Below are 18,487 nucleotides of genomic sequence, written 5' to 3'. Positions count from 1 at the left end.
GCGACGTGTCGCTGGACGACATCGCCGATGTCAGCAGCGACGACGAAGACTAAGCCCGCTTTTCCGGCGAGCATGTGACGGGGCCATCGCGGCCCCGTTTTCACATCCACCCCCTGCCCGGCCCCGATCCGCGACATTCTTTGCATCTTGTCACAAAACGACGAATTTTCCGCTTGCACCCCGCCGCGCCCCCCCCTATACGACCCCCCACGCGACGGCGCTGAGGCACCGCTGCGGACCTCCGGTGGGGCCATAGCTCAGTTGGTAGAGCGCTTGAATGGCATTCAAGAGGTCAGGGGTTCGACTCCCCTTGGCTCCACCAAATTCACCCCTGACAGCGATAAACAGACGGGCGGTCATCGCCATCGCGCCCTTGCCGCCAATGGTCCGGCTGTGTCATAGACCGGCTGTCCCCGCATCGCCGCTGACGAGGCTGAAATGACTTTCCGCGCGCGCCACTTGCTTGGCATCGACCATCTGGCCCCGGCTGAAATCGTCACCCTGCTGGATCTGGCCGAACGCTATGTCGAGCTGAACCGGCGCACGGTGAAGCATGCCGACGCGCTGGAGGGCATGACCCAAATCAACATGTTCTTTGAAAATTCGACCCGCACGCAGGCCAGCTTTGAATTGGCGGGCAAGCGTCTGGGGGCGGATGTGATGAACATGGCCGTCGCGCAATCCAGCGTGAAAAAGGGCGAGACGCTGATCGACACGGCGATGACGCTGAACGCCATGCACCCCGATCTGCTGGTGGTGCGGCACCCGCAATCGGGGGCGGTCAACCTGCTGGCGTCCAAGGTGAATTGCGCCGTCATCAACGCGGGCGACGGGCGGCACGAACACCCGACGCAGGCGCTGCTGGATGCGCTGACGATCCGCCGGGCCAAGGGGCGGCTGCAACGGCTGACGGTGGCGATCTGCGGCGATATTGCGCACAGCCGCGTGGCGCGCTCGAACCTGATCCTGCTGGGCAAGATGGAAAACCGCATCCGCCTGATCGGCCCGCCAACGCTGATGCCCACGGGCGCGCGCGATATGGGGGTCGAGGTGTTCGACGACATGCGGCAGGGGCTGAAGGGCGCTGACGTCGTGATGATGCTGAGGCTGCAAAAGGAACGCATGGACGGCGGCTTTATCCCCTCGGAGCGCGAATATTTCCACCGCTGGGGGCTGGATGCGGAAAAGCTGGCTCTGGCCGCGCCCGATGCCATCGTCATGCACCCCGGCCCGATGAATCGCGGCGTGGAAATCGACGGCACCATCGCCGATGACATCAACCGCAGCGTGATTCAGGATCAGGTGGAAATGGGCGTCGCCGTGCGCATGGCGGTGCTGGACCTGCTGGCGCGCAACCTCCGGGCCGAGCGTGGCCGCGCCGCAACCGGGGTGATGGCGTGACACCCGCGCTGCAACCGGGCGAGCAGGTGATATGCCAAGAATCGCCACGCTGGTTGGGCTTGGTCGTCAATATTGCGCTGTTCACCGCATCTTTTATTGTGCTGTTTTGGGCCGCCGGGCTGCTGGGGGTGACGTTTCCCTTTTGGCCGGGCCTGATCGGCGGCGGTATTGGCCTTGTGATGGTGGCCCTGTTCCAGCCTGCCTGCCGCTGGGGCGTGACCAACCTGCGCCTGATCTCTGACCGCGGCGACGACATCGCCTTGTCGCAGATCAGCGGCATTCGGCTTGGCCCTCTGTCGCGCCGCATAACGGTCACGTCACCGCAGGGCGCGGTGCTGGCCCGGATCGACGACCTGCCGCGCGCTGCCCGCCTGCACCGCGCCCTTGACGCCACCCGCGAAAGGTTTGCCGCGTGACTGACCGCAGCCCCGCCTATCGTGACCGCCTGCCCCCGCCCGTCCTGCCCGATGGCGAGCGCGAGATCGCGCGCCTTACCCCCGACCGCGCCCGCTATATCCGCGATCACGTCGCGCTGGCGGCGGGGGGCGCGATTATGGTGGTGCTGATCCTGTGGGCCATCGGGCGCGGGCATCTGTTATGGACCGGGGTGTTCGGCACCTTTGCCGCGATTGCCTTTCGGGGCGTCTGGTTCTTTCCCGATGCGATGCGGGCCACCTGGCTGCTGACCAACCGCGCCCTGATCGGCCCCGGCCAAGAAAGGGTCGAGCGTGGCGATATTGCCACCGTGCGCCGCCTGATGGGCGATGTGCAGGTGGTCACGCGCGGCGGGCGCAAGATCCTGATCCGCCATCTGGAAAACTCTGCCGCCGCCATGGCTATGATCGAGGGCAAGAAGGCATGAAACCTTACGACTGGCGGCAGCATCTGGAACAGGGCGAGGCCCTGCTGTGGGCCGGTCGCCCCTTTCCCGCACTGGCGCTGATCCGGCCCACGCAGGCCGAATGGCTGATCGGCGGGCTTGGTGCCGTGGGGGTGGCCGCGCTGCTGGTGCTGGATCGCTGGCTGTCGTCACCGGCGGGCGATCCGGGGGCGCGGGCGGTGATCTTTTTGCTGCTGTTGCTGGGGGCGCTGCTGGTGACGGGCTGGCCGTTCCGTGCCATGCGGCAGCGCAGCCGCGCCTTGCAGCAGACGGCCTATGCCGTCACCGACCGCCGGGCGCTGATCGCGCATCAGCGTGACCCTTTGGCCTTTCGTGCCCACGCCCTGTCACGCAAGGCGCAGCCGGTGCTGGAACCCGGCGATCATGGGCTGACAACGCTGCATTTCGGCGGCGACAGCCCGCGTTTCATCCACCTGAAAGACGGCGACCGTATCCTGACAGCGGTGACGGCCGCGCGTCAGGCCGCCTTTAACGCCCGGAGGACGCCATGACCCTGCATTTCATCAACGCCCGCCTGATCGACCCCGAGGCGCAGACCGATGCCCCCGGCAGCCTGACCGCTCAGGGTGGCCGCATCACCGCTCGCAACGCCGACGCCCCGCCCGAAGGCGCGACGATCATCGACTGCGGCGGCAAGTGTCTGGCTCCGGGGCTGGTGGATTGGGGCGTCAAGATCGGCGAACCGGGCGAGCGCCACAAGGAAAGTTTCCGCAGCGCGGGCCGGGCAGCGGCGGCGGGCGGCGTCACCACGATCATCGCCCGCCCCGACACGATCCCGCCCATCGACACGCCCGAGGCGCTGGAATTCGTCGCCCGCCGCGCCGCCGATGCGCCGGTGAACATCCGCCATATGGCCGCGCTGACCAAGGGCCGCGACGGGCGCGAAATGGTGGAACTGGGGCTGATGTCGGATGCGGGCGCGGTGGCCTTTACCGACGGGGTGCGCGTGGTGGGCGACAGCAAGGTTCTGTCGCGCTGCATGAGCTATGCGCGGTCTCTGGGGGCGCTGATCGTCGGCCACCCGCAAGACGCCAGCCTGTCGCGCGGCGCTGCGGCGACCAGCGGCAAGTTCGCCTCGCTTTACGGTATCCCCGCCGTATCCCCCATGGCCGAGGTCATGGGGCTGGACCGCGATCTGGCGCTGGTGGCGATGACCGGCGCACGCTGGCACGCCGATCAGATCACCGTCGCCGCCAGCCTGCCCGCCCTGCGCCGCGCGCGCGATGCCGGGCTGGATGTGACGGCGGGCATCTCGATCCATCATCTGGCGCTGAACGAATTCGACGTGGGCGATTACCGGACGTTTTTCCGCTTTACCCCGCCCCTGCGATCCGAGGATGACCGCATGGCCATGGTGCAGGCGGTGGCGGATGGCGACATCGACGTGATCGCATCGTTCCACACCCCGCAGGACGAGGAATCCAAGCGCCTGCCCTTCGAGGCCGCCGCCCCCGGCGCAGTCGGCCTGCAAACCCTGCTGCCTGCGGCGATGCGTCTGTATCATCAGGGCGGGCTGAGCCTGCCGCAATTGTGGCGGGCCATGTCGCTGAACCCGGCGCGGCGGCTGGGGCTGGACGCGGGGCGGCTGTCGGATGGCGCGCCCGCCGATCTGGTGCTGTTCGACCCCGACGCGCCCTTTGTGCTGGATCGCTTTACGCTGGAGTCGAAATCCAAGAACACGCCCTTTGACGGTGCCCGGATGGAGGGCCGCGTGATCGGCACCTGGGTTGCCGGCCGCGCTGTGTTCGGTGAACAGGCCGGCGCGCCGGTTTCGCCGCCGCAGGGGGGCTAGCCCCCCATCGCCGCAAGCGGCGATTCCCCCCAGGATATTTGCAAACGAAAGACAGCAGGGCATGGGTATGAGCGCGATGATCTGGATGGTGTTCGGTTATCTGCTGGGATCGGTGCCGTTCGGGCTGGTCATCACGCGGGCCTTGGGCTTGGGCGATTTGCGGCAGATCGGGTCGGGGAATATCGGCGCGACGAATGTTCTGCGCACCGGCAACAAGGGGGCCGCGCTGGCGACCCTGCTGCTGGATTCCGGCAAGGGGGCCATTGCGGTGCTGCTGGCGCGTCATTTCGGTGGCGAGGCAGCGGCTTTGCTGGCCGGGGCGGCGGCCTTTCTGGGCCATTGTTTCCCGGTCTGGCTGGGCTTTCGCGGCGGCAAGGGGGTTGCGACCTTTCTGGGCACGCTGATCGCGCTGCATTGGCCGCTGGGGCTGTTGGCCTGTGCGGCATGGACCGTGACGGCGGCCATCAGCCGGATCAGTTCACTGTCGGCGCTGATTGCCGCTGCGCTGGTGCCGGTCGTGGCGGGGGCTTTGGGGCTGTGGTCGCTGGCGGCGGCGGCGGCGTTCATGGCGGCGCTGATCTTTGTGCGGCACCGTGCCAATATAGCCCGGCTGCTGGACGGAACCGAGCCACAGATCGGGCGCAAGGGCTAGGTCGCCTTTATGCCGGGACCGGGGGCGGCGTGGCCCCCGGCTGTGTGCAGGGCGGTCAGGCGCTGCGGCGGCGGAACAGCGCCAGCGCGCCGATGGCGGCCAGGATCAGCGGCGCACCGGCAGGCAGCGGCACCGGGGCGGGGGTCAGGGCCGTCGTTGCCATCATCATCGCCATCGGCGACAGATTGGCGCTGAGCGCGTTCAGCGCCATCTCGCCGACCTGCTGATGGGCCAGATAGTTCGGATGCACGCTGTCAAAGAACAGCCGCGTGCGGGAATCGGCGGCGCTGCATTGCTTGGCCTGTCCAAAGGACGACGCCTGCCCCGAGGACTGGAACATGCAGGGCATTTTCACATCGCCAAAGCCATAGGACGGCGGGTCGGCGACCATATCGTGAATGACGCTGAACAGATCCAGTTCAACCACGTTCAGCCCGGCATGGCGCAAGTCGTTCACATTTGCCGCCAGCCGTTCGTTAAAGGCAAGGCTGGCCGCCGTTGCAATCCCCGCCAGCGAGGGCTGAAAGACCGAATAGGCCGGGGTCAGCCCGATGTCGGGCAGGTTGGCGATCAGAAAGTCGCTGACGCCATGCCCCGACAGGAACTGCGCCGCGCCGGTCACGGCATCGGCGGCGGCACGGGCAGCCGATACCGCCTGCCGCGCCGGATCGTTGCTGCCAAGCGCATCGAAAATGTCGTTGGCGCCCATCAGCAGGGACACCAGCGGGCGGTCTCCGAACCGGGATTTGCGGTCGGCAAGCTGGCCTTGCTGCCATGCCAGACCGGGCGTCATGTCAAAGGCGCTGGAGGGTTCAGCCGCTTCGGCACCGCCATAGGCGAAATTGCCGGTCACCCGACCCGCAGCCGAGAAGTCAGAGGCGATATGTTCGGCAAAGGTCGGGCCGTTGGAAAAGCGGCCATACAGCCCCGACCACCATTTCCCGGTCTGGTAATAGGCCCCCTGCCCCACGCTGCCCGAGGTCGGGGCCAGTTTGGTGCCGATGCCAAAGGCGATCCGGTTGAGGTTGCCATTATCGCTGAGACTGTCGCCCAAGGCCCAATAGCTGGTGAACGTATCGGTCACGACCGACGCCTGCGCCCCTGCCGGAACGGCAAGGACAAGGGCAAGGATAAGGCTGCGCATCACGGTTTCTCCTGTTGTCCGCACGTCTTACCGGCGCATCGTAACAGGAATGTGAGCGTGGGTCGCCTGGGTCAATAGGCGTATTCGGCATAGATGCGCGACAGGTCGCCCGCCCATTCGCCGTGATATTTCGCCAGCAATTCATCGGACGGCACCTGCCCGCTGTCCACGCTTTCGCGCAGGGCATTCAGGAAATGGGTTTCGTCAGGCACAAGGCCGCCTGCGCCGGGGCGGGCGCGGGACTTGAGGCCCTGTTCGGCGATGGCCAGCACCTCGCGCGCCAGATCGTGCAGGCGGATATTGCCGACCTGCCCTTGCAGCGCATCGCGGGCGGCGGCGCGGCGCAGACCTTCGCGGGTTTCGGCATCCCAGCCCCGGATCAGGTCGCTGGCGGCATCCAGCGCGCCCTGATCGTAGAGCAGCCCGACCCACAGCGCGGGCAGCGCGCACAGCCGCCGCCACGGGCCGCCATCCGCACCGCGCATCTCGATATATTTCTTGACGCGGGCTTCGGGGAATACGGTGGTCATGTGGTCGGCCCAATCCGACAGCGTGGGAACCTCGCCCGGCAGGGCGGGCAGGCGACCGTTCAGAAAATCGCGGAACGATTGCCCCAAGGCGTTGATATATTTGCCGTCACGATAGACGAAATACATCGGCACATCGAGGACGTAATCCACCCACGCCTCGTAGCCGAAGCCGTCCTCGAACACGAAGGGCAGCATCCCGGTGCGCGCTTCGTCAAGGTTTTGCCAGATATGGGCGCGCCATGACTTCATCCCGTTCGGCTTGCCGTCCAGAAACGGCGAATTGGCAAACAGCGCCGTCGCCACAGGTTGCAGCGCCAGGGCCACGCGCAGCTTCTGCACCATGTCCGCCTCGGACGCGAAGTCCAGATTCACCTGCACGGTGCAGGTGCGATACATCATCTGCGTGCCCAGAGTGCCGACCGTTTCCATATAGGGGGTCATCAGCGCATAGCGGCCCTTGGGCATCATCGGCATCTGATCCTGCCCCCAGATGGGCGCGGCCCCCAGCCCGATGAAACCGGCGCCAATGTCATCGGCCACCGCGCGCACCTCGGCCAGATGCTGGTTCACCTCGTCACAGGTCTGGTGGATGGTTTCCAGCGGCGCGCCCGACAGCTCCAGCTGCCCGCCCGGTTCCAGCGAGACATTCGCGCCGTCGCGGTGCAGGCCGATCAGCTTGTCCTGTTCAAAGACCGGCGACCAGCCGAACCGTTCCTGCAAGCCGGTCAGCATGGCGTGAATCGACTGCGGTCCGTCATAGGGCAGCGGCAGCAGTTGATCCTTGGAATAGCCGAACTTTTCGTGTTCCGTGCCGATGCGCCAATCCGCGCGCGGCTTTTCGCCCGAGGCGACATAGGCCGCCAGTTGGTCACGGGATTCGATCGGGCCGCCGCCCTGTTGAGGAATGGACATGAGCGGCCCTTTCTGTTGACTGCCGGTGACAGGTGGCAATCACCGTGGCGTTAGTCAAGCGGTGTCAGGCGGGTCTGCGCCAAAGGGTGCGCATCGGTGGCGCAGCGCCGTCGCCGCCGGTGGCAAGCGCCGCCGCGATGGTCCCCATGTCGATGCCGGGCAGCGTGGCAAAGGCATCGGCCAGCAGCGGCGCGCCTGCCGCATCCACCGGGATCAGCAGCGCCTGCCCGTCTTGCGCGCGCAGCCGCCAATGGGCCGCGCCTTGCAGGGTCAGCAGGCGGATTTCCGACAGGTCGCGCAGCGCGATTTCTCCGCCCAGAACCGGCGCGCCGTAATAGCGGATCGCGCCTTCGTCGATTTCCACCACGCCGGGGGCGGTGATGGCGCGGGCAAAGCGGGCGCGGCGCAGCGCGGCAATCAGCCACAGCAGGGCAACCACCCCGCCAGCCAGCCCAAGCGCGCCAAAGAACCAGCCGCCCAGACGGGTGATCCACAGGCAGGTCAGCGCGGTGGCCATGGCGGCCAGCGATTCGCCCCATGGGCGCAGACGTTCGATCAGATCGGGGCGGATCATGGGATGTTATGGGGTTGGGCAAGGATCAGCAGCCGCACCCGCCCGGCAGGGCGAAAGCCGATGCCGGTATAGGCGCGCGCGGCCATATCGCTGGCGGCAAACAGAAAGGCGCGGCTGACGCCCTGCCCCCGCGCCTGAGCCAGATGCAGCGCGACGGCGGCACGGGCATAGCCGCACCCGCGCAGGGGCGGCGGGGTATAGACGCCGCCGATCTGCACAAGGTTGGGCAGCCGGGCGTTAAAGCCGGTCAGCGCCACGGGCTGATCGCCGTGCCACAGGATGCGGTGGCTTTGTTCGGCGGCATAGGTGTCGATATTGGCGCGGGCCAGCCGTTGCGCGGTGGCCGGATCATCGCCCAGAATTTCCACCCGGTAATCGGCGTTCCAGCCATAAAGCAGCGGCAGATCGGCGGAGGTGATGCCGCGCAGGTCCAGCCCGGTGCAATCGGGCAGGATCAGATCATTCAGGTGCAGCGCAAAGGCAGGCTCGCCCCGGTCCAGCGTCACCGGCCCGTTCAGCGCCAGCACGGCGCGGGCAGCCTGCACCTGATCCTCGGCGCCGATGACCCCGGTTACGCATTGCCCCGACAGCGCGATGCGCGCCGCCGCCCAATCGCCGCGCGGCATTTGCGGCAGCAGCACCCCGGCATTGGTCAGGCCGACCATCCCCGCCACACCGCGCCAGATGCGCAGGGATCGCGGATCATCGCCGTTCAGCCCATAGCTGCGCAGATTCGATTCCAGAAACACCGGGCCTTGCGCATGGGCGGCCAGCCAGTCCAGCGCGGCAGGGATTTCGGCAGGCGGCAGCGGCATCATGGATGGCAGCGTCCTTTGCGTATTTGGACAAACAGGAAGCTTACCACCGCGACAATGCCGCTTCGTCACTGTCTTTGGCCGCGACCCATTCGCCCTGTCCATCCGGGCCGATCTCGCGTTTCCAGAATGGCGCGCGCGATTTCAGCCAGTCCATCAGGTAATCGGCCGCGTCAAAGGCAGCGCGGCGGTGGCGGGCGGCGGTGGCGACCATCATGATGGGTTCGCCCACGCTCAGCCGGCCATGGCGATGGATGATCCGCCAGTCGCTCAGCCCAAAGCGGGCGGCGGCCTGTTCGCCGTAATCGGTCAGCGCGCGTTCGGTCATGCCGGGGTAATGTTCGATTTCCAGCGCCTGCATGGTGCCGGTATCGTCGCGGACAAGGCCGGTGAAGGTGACGACCGCGCCGGCACCCTGCCCAAAGCCGGCCAGTTCGGCGGCGGTATCGAAAGGGTCGGTCTGGACGCGCGCGCTCATCCTAGCCGCCGGTCATGGGCGGGAAAAAGGCAACCTCGCGCGCGGCGGGGCCAAGCGGCGTGTCCAGCGGCACCAGACGCTGATCGACGGCGCAGCGGATCGCCGACAGATCGGCAAAGGCGGCGGCGTGCCAATCGTCGCGGGCGCGCAGTTCATCGACCAGATCCGCCACGGTCGCGGCGCTGGTTTCCACCGTTTCGCGCGGCACGCCGATGCGTTCGCGCAGCCATGCAAAGTAAAGCACCTCAATCGCCATGGTGATCCCTCAGGTAAGGGCGGGCCTTGCTGAAGTAATCCCAGCCGGTCAGCGCGGTCAGCGCCGCCGCGATCCAGATCAGCAGCAGCCCGGTCTGGGTTGCCAGTGCCGACCATGTGGTGGACCATGGCAGGCCCGGTTCGCCCACGCGCGGCGGCTGGCCGTGTTCGATATAGTCCAGCCCGGTGCCCAGAAACAGCGTGGCGATGGCGACCATCTGCGCCGTGGTTTTCCACTTGGCGATATGGGTGACTTTCAGCAGCCCGGCCTTGTCGCCCAGAAATTCGCGCAGGCCCGACACGAAGACTTCGCGAAACAGGATCACCGAGACGGGCAGGATCAGCCACGGGTTCATCCCGGAATAGCCGGTGATGACGACCAGCGCGATCACCACCATCGCCTTGTCGGCAATCGGGTCCATCGCGGCGCCAAAGCGGCTTTCCTGTTGCCAGCTCCGGGCAAGGTGGCCGTCGAACCAGTCGGTGATCGCCGCAAGGATGAACAGCGTCAGCGCCGCGAAATCGGCAAAGGGGCGGTGAAAATACAGAAACATGATCGGAACGGCAGGCGCCGCGATCAGCCGCATCATGGTCAGGATATTGGGCACGGTCCAGCGCATGAGGCGAAGCTAGTGTCTGCCGATGGCTTTGGGAAGGGGGCAGATCAGCCGATGCGGGATCAGGCACGGCATTGCGCAACCCCCGGCGCGGGTAATGCACAAAGCCGGAGGCCTCTAGCGGTCGGGGTTGAAATAATCATGAATCGTCTGCGCCATGGCCGCGCTGATGCCCGGCACCGCTTGCAGATCGGCCAGACCGGCACCGCGCACCGCCTTGGCGCTGCCGAAATGGGCCAGCAGCGCGCGTTTGCGGGCCGCGCCGACGCCGGGGATGTCGTCCAGCGGGTTGGCCAGCGCCTGTTTGCTGCGCCGCGCGCGGTGGGTGCCGATGGCCCAGCGGTGCGCCTCGTCGCGCAGGCGCTGGATGAAATACAGCACCGGATCGTTCATGCGCAGCGCCATGGGCCGCGCGCCGGGGCGGTGGAATTCCTCTTTGCCGTGGTCGCGGTCCACGCCCTTGGCCACGCCGATGACGGGAATGTCGTTCACGCCCATTTCCGTCAGGATACCGTCCACCGCCGACACCTGCCCCGCGCCGCCGTCGATCAGCAGCAGGTCGGGCCACGCCTCGGTCTGGCGGTCGGGGTCGTCTTTCAGCAGGCGGGCAAAGCGGCGGGTCAGCACCTCGCGCATCATGCCAAAATCGTCGCCGGGGGTAATCTCGGTGCCCTTGATGTTGAACTTGCGATACTGGTTCTTCATCCAGCCCTCTGGCCCGGCGACGATCATCCCGCCCACCGGCGCGGTGCCCATGATGTGCGAGTTGTCGTAAACCTCGATCCGTTGCGGCGGGCCGGGCAGGTCGAAGGCCTCGGCCAGACCGGCCAGCAGGCGCAGTTGCGTCGCGCTTTCGGACATGCGGCGGGCCAGCGATTCGCGGGCATTGCGCAGCGCGTTCGTGACCAGTTCCAGCTTTTCGCCGCGCTGCGGGGTTAACAGCTCGACCTTGCGGCCCGCGCGTTCCGACAGAACCTCGGCGGTCAGGTCGGGGTCCTGGGGCGGGTGCGACAGCAGGATCTGACGCGGCGGCGGCTTGTCATCGTAGAATTGCAGCAGAAACGCCTGCATCACCTCGTCCGCCGATTCCGCGCCGCCCAGCCGAGGGTAAAAGTCGCGGTTGCCCCAGCTTTGGTTGGCGCGGATAAAGAACACCTGCACGCACGCCTGCCCGCTGTCCATATGCAGGGCCACGATGTCGGCCTCGGGCACGCCGCGCGGGTTGATCGCCTGAACCGACTGCACGGCGGTCAGGGCCTTGATCCGGTCGCGCAGGGCAGCGGCGCGTTCGTATTCCATCGCCTCGGCGGCGGCGGCCATCTGATCGGCCAGATCGGCCTGCACGCGGGTGGATTTGCCTTGCAGGAACAGTTCGGCATCTGCCACCAGCGCGGCATAATCCGGTTCGGAAATCTTGCCCACACAGGGCGCGCTGCACCGTTTGATCTGATACATCAGACAGGGGCGCGTGCGCGATTCAAACATGGAATCGGTGCAGTTGCGCAGCAGGAACACGCGCTGAAGCTGGTTCAGCGTCCGGTTTACCGCCGTGCCGCTGGCAAAGGGGCCGTAATAGTCGCCCTTTTCCGACTTGGCGCCGCGATGTTTCTTGATCTGCGCGAAGGGGTGCGACTTGGCCACCAGAATGTTGGGGAATGATTTGTCATCGCGCAGCAGCACGTTATAGCGCGGCTTAAGCTGCTTGATGAGGTTCTGCTCCAGCAACAGCGCCTCGGTTTCGGTGCGCGTGGTCAGGAACATCATCGAGCAGGTTTCCCGGATCATCCGGGCGATGCGCGCCGTGTGGCCGGTGTCGCGGGCATAGTTCGACACCCGCGCCCGCAGGTTCCGCGCCTTGCCGACATACAGAACCGCCCCCTGCGCATCCAGCATCCGATACACGCCGGGGCTGGAATCCAGCGTGCGCAGGTAATCCTGAATCACCGGCTGGCCGGTTTTGGGGGGCAGGGAATCGGTCATGGCATCAAATGTGTGATTCCCCCGCCCGGCTGCAAGCTGGGGCAGCAAAGATCAAGGGCAAAGCTGTCCACGGAATCTGTGGATAACTCTGTGGGCGAGATTTTCCCAGCCCGGTTTTTGCCAGCGATTGTTAAGACTTCGTAAATGTGCCTGAATTTTAGGCAGGTAAATATCCGCATGATTTTAAACGATTCTTTTTCAACCCACCGACAACGGCCTGATAAACAAGCAGGAATCATGACGCTTTTGTTATGGTGCGCGGCAAAGTGGACAAATTGACGCTGCGGCGCAGGCGCAAGGTCATTCCACCCCCTGCACGTCAGGCGTGCGCCAGCCCAGATGCTGGCCGCCGTCCACGCAAATCAACTGCCCCGTCACGGCGGGCGCATCCAGAAAATAGCCCAGCGCCGCCACCACATCATCCGGCCCCGCCCCGCGTTGCAGGATGGTCGCGGCGCGCTGCCCGTCGAAATGCTGCTGGCTTTGGCGGGCACCGCGCATGGTCGGGCCGGGACCGATGGCGTTGACCCGGATCGCGGGGGCCAGCGCCTGCGCCGCCGTGCGGGTCAGTGCCCACAGGCCCGCCTTGGCCAGCGAATAGGTCATGAACTCGGGCGTTGGTTTCAGCACCCGCTGATCGACCATGTTGACGATCAGGCCGGTGGCGCGCGGTTCCTTACCAGACAGATCGGCTGGGGGGGCCTGCGCGGCGAAATCCTGCATCAGCCAGAATGGCGCGCGCAGGTTCGACCCGATATGACGATCCCAGCTTGCGCGCGTGGCGCTGTGGATGGTGTCATATTCAAAGATCGACGCATTGTTCACCAGCACCGACAGCGGCCCCAGCGCCGCACACGCCGCCGGGATCAGCGCACGGGTCGCGTCATCATCCAGCAGATCGGCTTGCAGCGCGATGGCGGGCACGCCCATGTCGCGCGCCTGCTGCGCCACGGCCTCGGCCTCGTCGGCGGAACGGTCATAGTGGATGGCAACCGGATGCCCGCGCCCGGCCAGATACAGCGCCATCGCCCGGCCCAGCCGCCGCGCCGCACCCGTAATCAGCGCCGCCCCCGTCACAGCAGCACCCAGACATAGGCCGCATAGGCCGCGACAAAGGCCGCGCCCATCCCGCGCGAGATCCTGATGCCGCGCAACAGGAACGGCCACAGCAACAGCCCCGTCACCAGCATCACCCACAGGTCCAGCCGCAGCATCTGCGGCGGCACGGGCAGCGGCTTTATCAGCGCGGTGATGCCCAGAATCGCCAGAATGTTCAGGATGTTCGACCCGACCACATTGCCCAGCGCCAGATCGGACCGTCCGCGCAGCGCCGCCACCACGGATGCCGCCAGTTCCGGCAGCGAGGTGCCGATGGCCACCAGCGTCAGCCCGATCACTGCCTCGGACACGCCCAGATTGCGGGCGATGTCGGTCGCCCCCGTCACCAGCAGATGCGCCCCGGCCGGCAGCGCGATCAGCCCGGCCAGCAGCCAGAGGATGGTCTTTGACCACGGCTCACGCTGGTCGGTGACGCCCGCGTCTTCCTCTTTCGCGGTGGACAGTTGCCGCCACAGGGTCAGCCCCAACGCGGCCAGCAGGATCGCGGCCTGCACCAGCCCCAGCGGCCCCAGCAGCGCCATCGCGATCAACAGCCCCGAGGCCCCCACCATGATCCACCAGCTTTCGCGCAGATCGACGGCGCGGGTATAGATCGGCGCGATCAGCGCGGAAACGCCAAGGATCACCAGCACATTGGCGATGTTCGACCCGACGACATTGCCCATCGCCAGATCGGTCGCCCCCCGCAACGCGGCGGACACCGACACGATCATTTCCGGCGCCGAGGTGCCAAAGGCAACAACCGTCAGCCCCACCACCAAGGGCGAGATCCCCAGCCGCAGCGCCAGCGCCACGGCCCCGCGCACCAGCAACTCGCCGCCCACCAGCAGGACAACCAGCCCGGCCGCAATCATCAGCAGATCAACGAGCAAGGCCCAGCTTCCTCAGCAGCTTGAGAACAAAGGCGCGCGGCCCCGGCCCGGCGATCAGCGCCAGGGCAATCATGAACAGCAGAAACAGGATGACCGACTTTATCACCGCATCAGCCCCCGATCCCAAAGCGCGACCAGGCGGCGCGGTCCTGCGCCGCATCGACCACTGCATCCGCCGACAAGCCGATGCGGCGGAACCACGGCTGACGCAGCCCATAGCGCAAAAACCGCAGGTCATCGCCGTAAAGCGCCCGCATCTTGGGTTCCAGATGTGCGATGCCATCGGCAAGGCCCAGTTCGACGGCCCTTTGCCCGGCCCAGAACTCGCCCGTGAACAGGTCGGTGTCGGCGGCCAGACGGTGGCCGCGCCGCGCCGTCACCTGCGCCTTGAAGGCGGCGTGAATCGGTTCAAGGATCGCGTGCAGGCGGGCGACATCCTCGGGCTTTTCGGGGCGGAACGGGTCCAGCGTGGACTTGGACCGGCCCGCGGTATGCACGCGCCGTTCGATGCCCCAGCGCGCGATCAGATCCTGAAAGCCGAACCCGGCCGAGATCACCCCGATGGACCCCAGCACCGAACTGTCATCCGCCCAGATGTGATCCGCCGCCGTTGCCAGCCAATAGCCGCCAGACGCGGCCACATCCTCGACAAAGGCGTGAACCGGCAGGTCGTGCTTGTCCGCCAGCCGCCGCACCCGCGCCGCGATCAGCGAGGATTGCACCGGCGACCCGCCAGGCGAGTTGATGGCCAGCGCCACCGCCTGCGGTTTGCCCTTGGCAAAGGCGCGGGTCAGCACCGGGGCCAGCACGGCATCCGACAGGCCGGGCGCGCCACGGCCTGCCGCGCCGATAACGCCCTGCAAACGAACGACGGCGACACGCGCCGGGCGGGGGGAAAGGAACGGAATACGCATGGGCAGTCAGATAAGGTGGCCGCCCCGGCGCGGCAAGGCGGTTCAGCGGCTGCGGATGGTTTCGCCCGGAATAAAGGTCGGGGTCAGCGCCACCACCCGGTCCGGCGGCGGCGTATCCTTGCCCGCCACGATCCGCGCCGCCCGCCGCCCGATTTCCACCCGCCGCGCATCGGTGGTGGTCAGCCGCACCGGCAAACCGTCCAGCAAATCAACGCCGTTGAACCCGGCCAGACCGATCCGGCCCGGAATGTCATAGCCCTGATCCAGACACCACAACAGCCCGCCCGCGCCAATCATATCGTTAGAATAATACAGAAAATCCAGATCCGGCGCGCGCGACATGATACGCTGCGTCAACTCGCGCCCCTTCAGCAGCGACGAATTGCCCTGATAATATTCCCGCGCCTCTAGCGTGACGCCGGCTTCGGCCAGACCTTCCTCGAACCCGGCCAGCCGTTTGCGGGCGCGGTGATCCTCGGGCATGTGGGTGCCGACAAAGCCGATACGGCGATAGCCCGCCGCCAGAATCTGCGCCGCCATTTCCCGCCCGGCCCGGACGTGCGAGATACCGACGATGGTATCAATCGCCTCACCGTCGGTATCCATGATTTCAACCACCGGGATGCCCGCGCTTTGCAGCATGGCGCGCGATGCCTTGCTGTGTTCCAGCCCGGCCAAAATCACCCCCGAGGGCCGCCACGACAACATGTCATACAGCACCATTTCTTCGCGCGCGGGGGAATAGTTGGTGACGCCGATCACAGGTTGCAGCCCGGTGTCGTCCAGTTCAGCCGAGATCCCGCCCAGCACGTCGGGAAACACCAGATTCGACAGCGAGGGGATGACGATGGCCACCAGATTCACCCGCTGACTGGCCAGCCCGCCCGCGATCTTGTTGGGCACATAGCCCAGCGTTTTCGCCGCCGTCAGCACTTTTTCCCGCGTCGCCGCCGACACATCACCCCTGTTGCGCAGCACACGGCTGACGGTCATTTCACTGACGCCCGAAGCTTCGGAAACGTCACGCAGGGTCAAGGGGCGGCGGGATCTGGACATAAACGGCCATCCTGTTGGCGGGTGGACCAGTGTTAGCGAACAACATCCCCGCCGTCCAGCTTGCCATTCGCCCCACATCGCGCGAAAAGACAGATGCTGGCCCCGTGGCTCAACTGGATAGAGCAGCCCCCTCCTAAGGGGCAGGTTGCAGGTTCAAATCCTGCCGGGGTCACCAGTCTTCTTGCACTGAACCGTCGAATAAGTCAGCGTGATCGGTATCATGACGTATGAAGCACCTTCAGTAAAAAGACCGCCTTCAACTGCCCATATTGTGGCGCATTTGCTCATCAAAGTTGGAAATTGCTGGGCGTAATTAAGTATGATGCCAGACCCGATCCGGTTCTGATGGCGCTGTATCCGCCGACCTCGTCGGGGCCACGGCTTCCCGGTATCGACGATGCCAAGGGTCAGCAGACTGATGGCGTTATTTCAAACGCCCGTCTAAGCCAATGCAATCATTGCCGAAACCTTCCTTTTTGGATCGACCGTGAAATTATTTATCCCCACACGGGCAGCGCACCGCCCGCGAACCCCGACATGCCAGACGACATTCGGCGAGACTATGATGAAGCCAGCAGCATTCTTGATCTTTCGCCCAGAGGTGCTGCATTTTCGCCCAGAGGTGCTGCGGCACTGATCCGTCTTGCCATTCAAAAGCTATGCAAAGAACTCGGCCAGCCGGGGAAGAACATCAACGATAACATTGGCGCACTGGTTCGGGGCGGCTTGGACGTGCGTGTCCAAAGGGCGCTTGATGCCGTGCGTGTCATCGGAAACAGCGCCGTCCACCCCGGCCAGATCGACCTGCGCGATGACAGGACCACCGCTGAAACGCTGTTCCGTCTGCTAAACCTGATCGTGGACAAGCTGATTTCGGAACCGAAAGAAATTGATGCGGTGTATGATAATCTGCCCGCCGGGGCGCTGGAGGCGATCCGGCGCCGCGACGACCAGTCGTGTCCATGACCCGCCACCCCAACGCAGCCGCACGCATCTACCCCCCACACACCTGCGGCAAGGTCAGCAGACCGTAGCCATAGATGTCGTCCTGCCCTTCGGCGCCCAGATCGCGGGCACTTTCGCGCAGGCGGGCGCGCAGGTCGGCGGGGGTCAGGTCGGGGTTTTCTTGCAGGATCAGCGCGGCGGCGGCGGTGACGAAGGGCGCGGCAAAGGAGGTGCCGGTCTGCGGGCGGGCACCGCTGATCGAGGCGGCGGTCCAGACCTCGACCCCCGGCGCGGCAAGGTCGATGTGCCCCCCGCGTGAGGCGCGGCGATAGGCCTGCTCGCGCCGGTCCACCGCCGTCACCGCCAGCACCCGATCGAAGGCGGCGGGAAAGGCGGGCGCGGCGCGCGGCCCGGCATTTCCGGCAGCGGCAACGATCAGGATATTGTCATCGTCCAGTTGCTGGATCTTTTCCGACAGCAGATCGTTCATCGGGCCGGCCAGGCTCATGTTGACGATGCGGACGTTCTGTTCGGACAACCAGTCCAGCCCCTGCACCAGCGCAAAAGCATCGGCGCGTTCATCGCTGGCGGATTTGTGAAAGGCATCCACCGCGACCAGCGGCATATGCGGCACCAGCCCCGGCGTGCGCGAATCGGCATCGCCCACCAGCAGGGCGGCAACACCTGTGCCGTGGATCTTGTCAGAGGGGGCGATGCCCTCGGCGTCCTCGATCCGGTGCAGCGTGATGCTGGCCTGCGACAGCGCGTCATGGGCATCGTTCAGGCCGGTGTCGATCATCCCGATCAAGGGCGCGGTGCCGCATTGCACATCGGACGGCCACTCGACCATGGTGCGGATCAGGCACGACTCGCCGGTGCAGCCCGCTGTCGCCTCGGGGCGGTAATAGTGGTTGAAATCCGCCGTCACCCCCGGCAGCGCGGCAATCGCGGCGCGCGCATCATCCATGGCCACCGCCGCTGGCTTGCGCAGGCGGACCAGCGATTGCCCTCCCGCCAGATCACGCCGCAGAATCAGGCTGTAGCCTTCGGTTTCCAGCGAGGTCAGTTGCGTGTCGGTCAGACCACGGGCGATGATCTCGTTCTCGGCCCGCGTCGGCGGGGGCGGAGCCGGCGGCGCAGGGGCACGGCGCGCAGGCTGCGCGCGGCGGGGCTGCTGCGCACGCGGCTGGCGGGACTGGCGCTGAATGGTGCGGCGCTGACTGCTGCCCCAGTTTTCACCCGGCCTACGGGTCGTGCCCGCCCCGCTGCCGTTGCCGCCACTGCTGCGCGATCCCCTGGAACTGCTGCCGCCACCATCGTCATCATCATCGTCATCGTCGTCATCCGCCCATGCCATCGACGGCCCCGGCACCCCGCGGTCATCCCATTCGCCGGTCCCCAGGATCAGAACAAGCGACAAGGCAGCAAGCACCAGCAGACGGCGGATCATGGCAAATTTCCCTGACATATGGACATGAACGCAAGATTAAACGAAATATTCCCCCGTATCGACCATTAACAGGTTTTCGC

General features: G+C 66.0%; 20 protein-coding genes and 2 tRNA genes. 9 read left to right on the top strand and 13 right to left on the bottom strand.

The genetic code is table 11. From position 1 onward, the window contains the following. Positions 1–246: 246 nt before the first annotated feature. From Q4G14_RS07770 to plsY, 7 genes are all read left to right on the top strand, one after another. Positions 247–322 (top strand) — tRNA-Ala (locus tag Q4G14_RS07770). Between the two features lie 116 nt (positions 323–438). Beyond that, positions 439–1,401, top strand: a complete 963-nt coding sequence (locus Q4G14_RS07765; RefSeq protein WP_303361164.1) for an aspartate carbamoyltransferase catalytic subunit — start codon at positions 439–441, stop codon at positions 1,399–1,401. Between the two features lie 59 nt (positions 1,402–1,460). Next, on the top strand, positions 1,461–1,817 hold the full coding sequence (locus Q4G14_RS07760; protein WP_303361163.1) for a hypothetical protein: 357 nt from the start codon (positions 1,461–1,463) through the stop codon (positions 1,815–1,817). After that, positions 1,814–2,263: a hypothetical protein gene (locus Q4G14_RS07755; protein ID WP_303361162.1), complete on the top strand. Its 450-nt coding sequence runs from the start codon at positions 1,814–1,816 to the stop codon at positions 2,261–2,263. The genes Q4G14_RS07760 and Q4G14_RS07755 overlap by 4 nt, the downstream gene beginning before the upstream one ends. Then, on the top strand, positions 2,260–2,793 hold the full coding sequence (locus Q4G14_RS07750; RefSeq protein ID WP_303361161.1) for a hypothetical protein: 534 nt from the start codon (positions 2,260–2,262) through the stop codon (positions 2,791–2,793). The genes Q4G14_RS07755 and Q4G14_RS07750 overlap by 4 nt, the downstream gene beginning before the upstream one ends. Further along, positions 2,790–4,094, top strand: coding sequence for a dihydroorotase (gene pyrC, locus Q4G14_RS07745; RefSeq protein ID WP_303361160.1), 1,305 nt, complete (start codon positions 2,790–2,792; stop codon positions 4,092–4,094). Before Q4G14_RS07750 ends, pyrC begins: the two co-directional genes overlap by 4 nt. Before the next feature lie 67 nt (positions 4,095–4,161). Then, positions 4,162–4,746 carry a glycerol-3-phosphate 1-O-acyltransferase PlsY gene (plsY, locus tag Q4G14_RS07740; RefSeq protein WP_303361159.1) on the top strand — a complete coding sequence of 195 codons (585 nt, stop codon included), beginning with the start codon at positions 4,162–4,164 and terminating at the stop codon, positions 4,744–4,746. A 55-nt stretch (positions 4,747–4,801) separates the two neighbouring features. Here plsY and Q4G14_RS07735 read toward each other — a convergent pair whose 3' ends face one another. The 12 genes from Q4G14_RS07735 to Q4G14_RS07680 all read right to left on the bottom strand — a co-directional run bounded on the left by Q4G14_RS07735 (position 4,802) and on the right by Q4G14_RS07680 (position 16,012). Further along, positions 4,802–5,890, bottom strand: a complete 1,089-nt coding sequence (locus Q4G14_RS07735; protein WP_303361168.1) for an SGNH/GDSL hydrolase family protein — start codon at positions 5,888–5,890, stop codon at positions 4,802–4,804. 71 nt (positions 5,891–5,961) lie between these two features. After that, on the bottom strand, positions 5,962–7,332 hold the full coding sequence (locus Q4G14_RS07730) for a glutamate--cysteine ligase (protein ID WP_303361158.1): 1,371 nt from the start codon (positions 7,330–7,332) through the stop codon (positions 5,962–5,964). Between the two features lie 64 nt (positions 7,333–7,396). After that, entirely contained in the window at positions 7,397–7,906 is a 510-nt protein-coding gene (locus Q4G14_RS07725; RefSeq protein WP_303361157.1) for a hypothetical protein, read from the bottom strand. Continuing rightward, complete coding sequence (locus Q4G14_RS07720; RefSeq protein ID WP_303361156.1) at positions 7,903–8,724, bottom strand: GNAT family N-acetyltransferase; 822 nt, start codon at positions 8,722–8,724, stop codon at positions 7,903–7,905. Before Q4G14_RS07720 ends, Q4G14_RS07725 begins: the two co-directional genes overlap by 4 nt. Positions 8,725–8,764: 40 nt before the next feature. Next, positions 8,765–9,199, bottom strand: coding sequence for a molybdenum cofactor biosynthesis protein MoaE (locus Q4G14_RS07715; protein WP_303361155.1), 435 nt, complete (start codon positions 9,197–9,199; stop codon positions 8,765–8,767). A gap of 1 nt (position 9,200) precedes the next feature. Further along, positions 9,201–9,449 carry a molybdopterin converting factor subunit 1 gene (gene moaD / locus Q4G14_RS07710; protein ID WP_303361167.1) on the bottom strand — a complete coding sequence of 83 codons (249 nt, stop codon included), beginning with the start codon at positions 9,447–9,449 and terminating at the stop codon, positions 9,201–9,203. Then, complete coding sequence (pgsA, locus tag Q4G14_RS07705) at positions 9,445–10,074, bottom strand: CDP-diacylglycerol--glycerol-3-phosphate 3-phosphatidyltransferase (RefSeq protein WP_303361154.1); 630 nt, start codon at positions 10,072–10,074, stop codon at positions 9,445–9,447. Before pgsA ends, moaD begins: the two co-directional genes overlap by 5 nt. Positions 10,075–10,188: 114 nt before the next feature. Next, entirely contained in the window at positions 10,189–12,051 is a 1,863-nt protein-coding gene (gene uvrC / locus Q4G14_RS07700) for an excinuclease ABC subunit UvrC (protein ID WP_303361153.1), read from the bottom strand. Positions 12,052–12,351: 300 nt separating this feature from the next. Next, positions 12,352–13,128 carry an SDR family oxidoreductase gene (locus Q4G14_RS07695; RefSeq protein ID WP_303361152.1) on the bottom strand — a complete coding sequence of 259 codons (777 nt, stop codon included), beginning with the start codon at positions 13,126–13,128 and terminating at the stop codon, positions 12,352–12,354. Then, positions 13,125–14,042 (bottom strand): calcium/sodium antiporter, encoded by a 918-nt coding sequence (locus tag Q4G14_RS07690; RefSeq protein ID WP_303361151.1) that lies wholly within the window; start codon positions 14,040–14,042, stop codon positions 13,125–13,127. The genes Q4G14_RS07695 and Q4G14_RS07690 overlap by 4 nt, the downstream gene beginning before the upstream one ends. Positions 14,043–14,152: 110 nt before the next feature. Beyond that, positions 14,153–14,956 (bottom strand): S49 family peptidase, encoded by an 804-nt coding sequence (locus Q4G14_RS07685; protein ID WP_303361150.1) that lies wholly within the window; start codon positions 14,954–14,956, stop codon positions 14,153–14,155. Positions 14,957–14,998: 42 nt separating this feature from the next. Next, positions 14,999–16,012: a LacI family DNA-binding transcriptional regulator gene (locus Q4G14_RS07680; protein ID WP_303361149.1), complete on the bottom strand. Its 1,014-nt coding sequence runs from the start codon at positions 16,010–16,012 to the stop codon at positions 14,999–15,001. Between the two features lie 98 nt (positions 16,013–16,110). On the opposite strand from Q4G14_RS07680, the gene Q4G14_RS07675 reads away from it, so the two are divergent. Both Q4G14_RS07675 and Q4G14_RS07670 read left to right on the top strand, forming a co-directional pair. Beyond that, a tRNA-Arg gene (locus tag Q4G14_RS07675) sits at positions 16,111–16,187 on the top strand. A gap of 170 nt (positions 16,188–16,357) precedes the next feature. Continuing rightward, entirely contained in the window at positions 16,358–16,978 is a 621-nt protein-coding gene (locus Q4G14_RS07670) for a DUF4145 domain-containing protein (RefSeq protein ID WP_303361148.1), read from the top strand. Positions 16,979–17,006: 28 nt separating this feature from the next. On the opposite strand, the gene Q4G14_RS07665 is transcribed toward Q4G14_RS07670, so the two are convergent. After that, positions 17,007–18,407 carry a S8 family serine peptidase gene (locus tag Q4G14_RS07665; protein WP_303361147.1) on the bottom strand — a complete coding sequence of 467 codons (1,401 nt, stop codon included), beginning with the start codon at positions 18,405–18,407 and terminating at the stop codon, positions 17,007–17,009. Positions 18,408–18,487 lie beyond the last annotated feature (80 nt).

Origin of the sequence: Paracoccus sp. (in: a-proteobacteria) (genome assembly GCF_030538755.1) — a bacterium.
Classification (GTDB): domain Bacteria; phylum Pseudomonadota; class Alphaproteobacteria; order Rhodobacterales; family Rhodobacteraceae; genus Paracoccus.
Note: the sequence above shows the minus strand (reverse complement) of the source record. Positions and strands in the feature narration are given on the sequence as shown.

Bases quoted from the DNA above. Each gene is read 5' to 3' on its own strand.
- pyrC (WP_303361160.1), top strand. From the start codon at position 2,790: ATGACCCTGCATTTCATCAACGCCCGCCTGATCGACCCCGAGGCGCAG.
- Q4G14_RS07715 (WP_303361155.1), bottom strand. From the start codon at position 9,199: ATGAGCGCGCGCGTCCAGACCGACCCTTTCGATACCGCCGCCGAACTG.
- pgsA (WP_303361154.1), bottom strand. From the start codon at position 10,074: ATGCGCTGGACCGTGCCCAATATCCTGACCATGATGCGGCTGATCGCG.
- Q4G14_RS07765 (WP_303361164.1), top strand. From the start codon at position 439: ATGACTTTCCGCGCGCGCCACTTGCTTGGCATCGACCATCTGGCCCCG.
- Q4G14_RS07730 (WP_303361158.1), bottom strand. From the start codon at position 7,332: ATGTCCATTCCTCAACAGGGCGGCGGCCCGATCGAATCCCGTGACCAA.
- uvrC (WP_303361153.1), bottom strand. From the start codon at position 12,051: ATGACCGATTCCCTGCCCCCCAAAACCGGCCAGCCGGTGATTCAGGAT.
- Q4G14_RS07665 (WP_303361147.1), bottom strand. From the start codon at position 18,407: ATGATCCGCCGTCTGCTGGTGCTTGCTGCCTTGTCGCTTGTTCTGATC.
- plsY (WP_303361159.1), top strand. From the start codon at position 4,162: ATGAGCGCGATGATCTGGATGGTGTTCGGTTATCTGCTGGGATCGGTG.
- Q4G14_RS07720 (WP_303361156.1), bottom strand. From the start codon at position 8,724: ATGATGCCGCTGCCGCCTGCCGAAATCCCTGCCGCGCTGGACTGGCTG.
- Q4G14_RS07735 (WP_303361168.1), bottom strand. From the start codon at position 5,890: ATGCGCAGCCTTATCCTTGCCCTTGTCCTTGCCGTTCCGGCAGGGGCG.
- Q4G14_RS07680 (WP_303361149.1), bottom strand. From the start codon at position 16,012: ATGTCCAGATCCCGCCGCCCCTTGACCCTGCGTGACGTTTCCGAAGCT.
- Q4G14_RS07750 (WP_303361161.1), top strand. From the start codon at position 2,260: ATGAAACCTTACGACTGGCGGCAGCATCTGGAACAGGGCGAGGCCCTG.
- Q4G14_RS07670 (WP_303361148.1), top strand. From the start codon at position 16,358: ATGGCGCTGTATCCGCCGACCTCGTCGGGGCCACGGCTTCCCGGTATC.
- Q4G14_RS07685 (WP_303361150.1), bottom strand. From the start codon at position 14,956: ATGCGTATTCCGTTCCTTTCCCCCCGCCCGGCGCGTGTCGCCGTCGTT.
- Q4G14_RS07725 (WP_303361157.1), bottom strand. From the start codon at position 7,906: ATGATCCGCCCCGATCTGATCGAACGTCTGCGCCCATGGGGCGAATCG.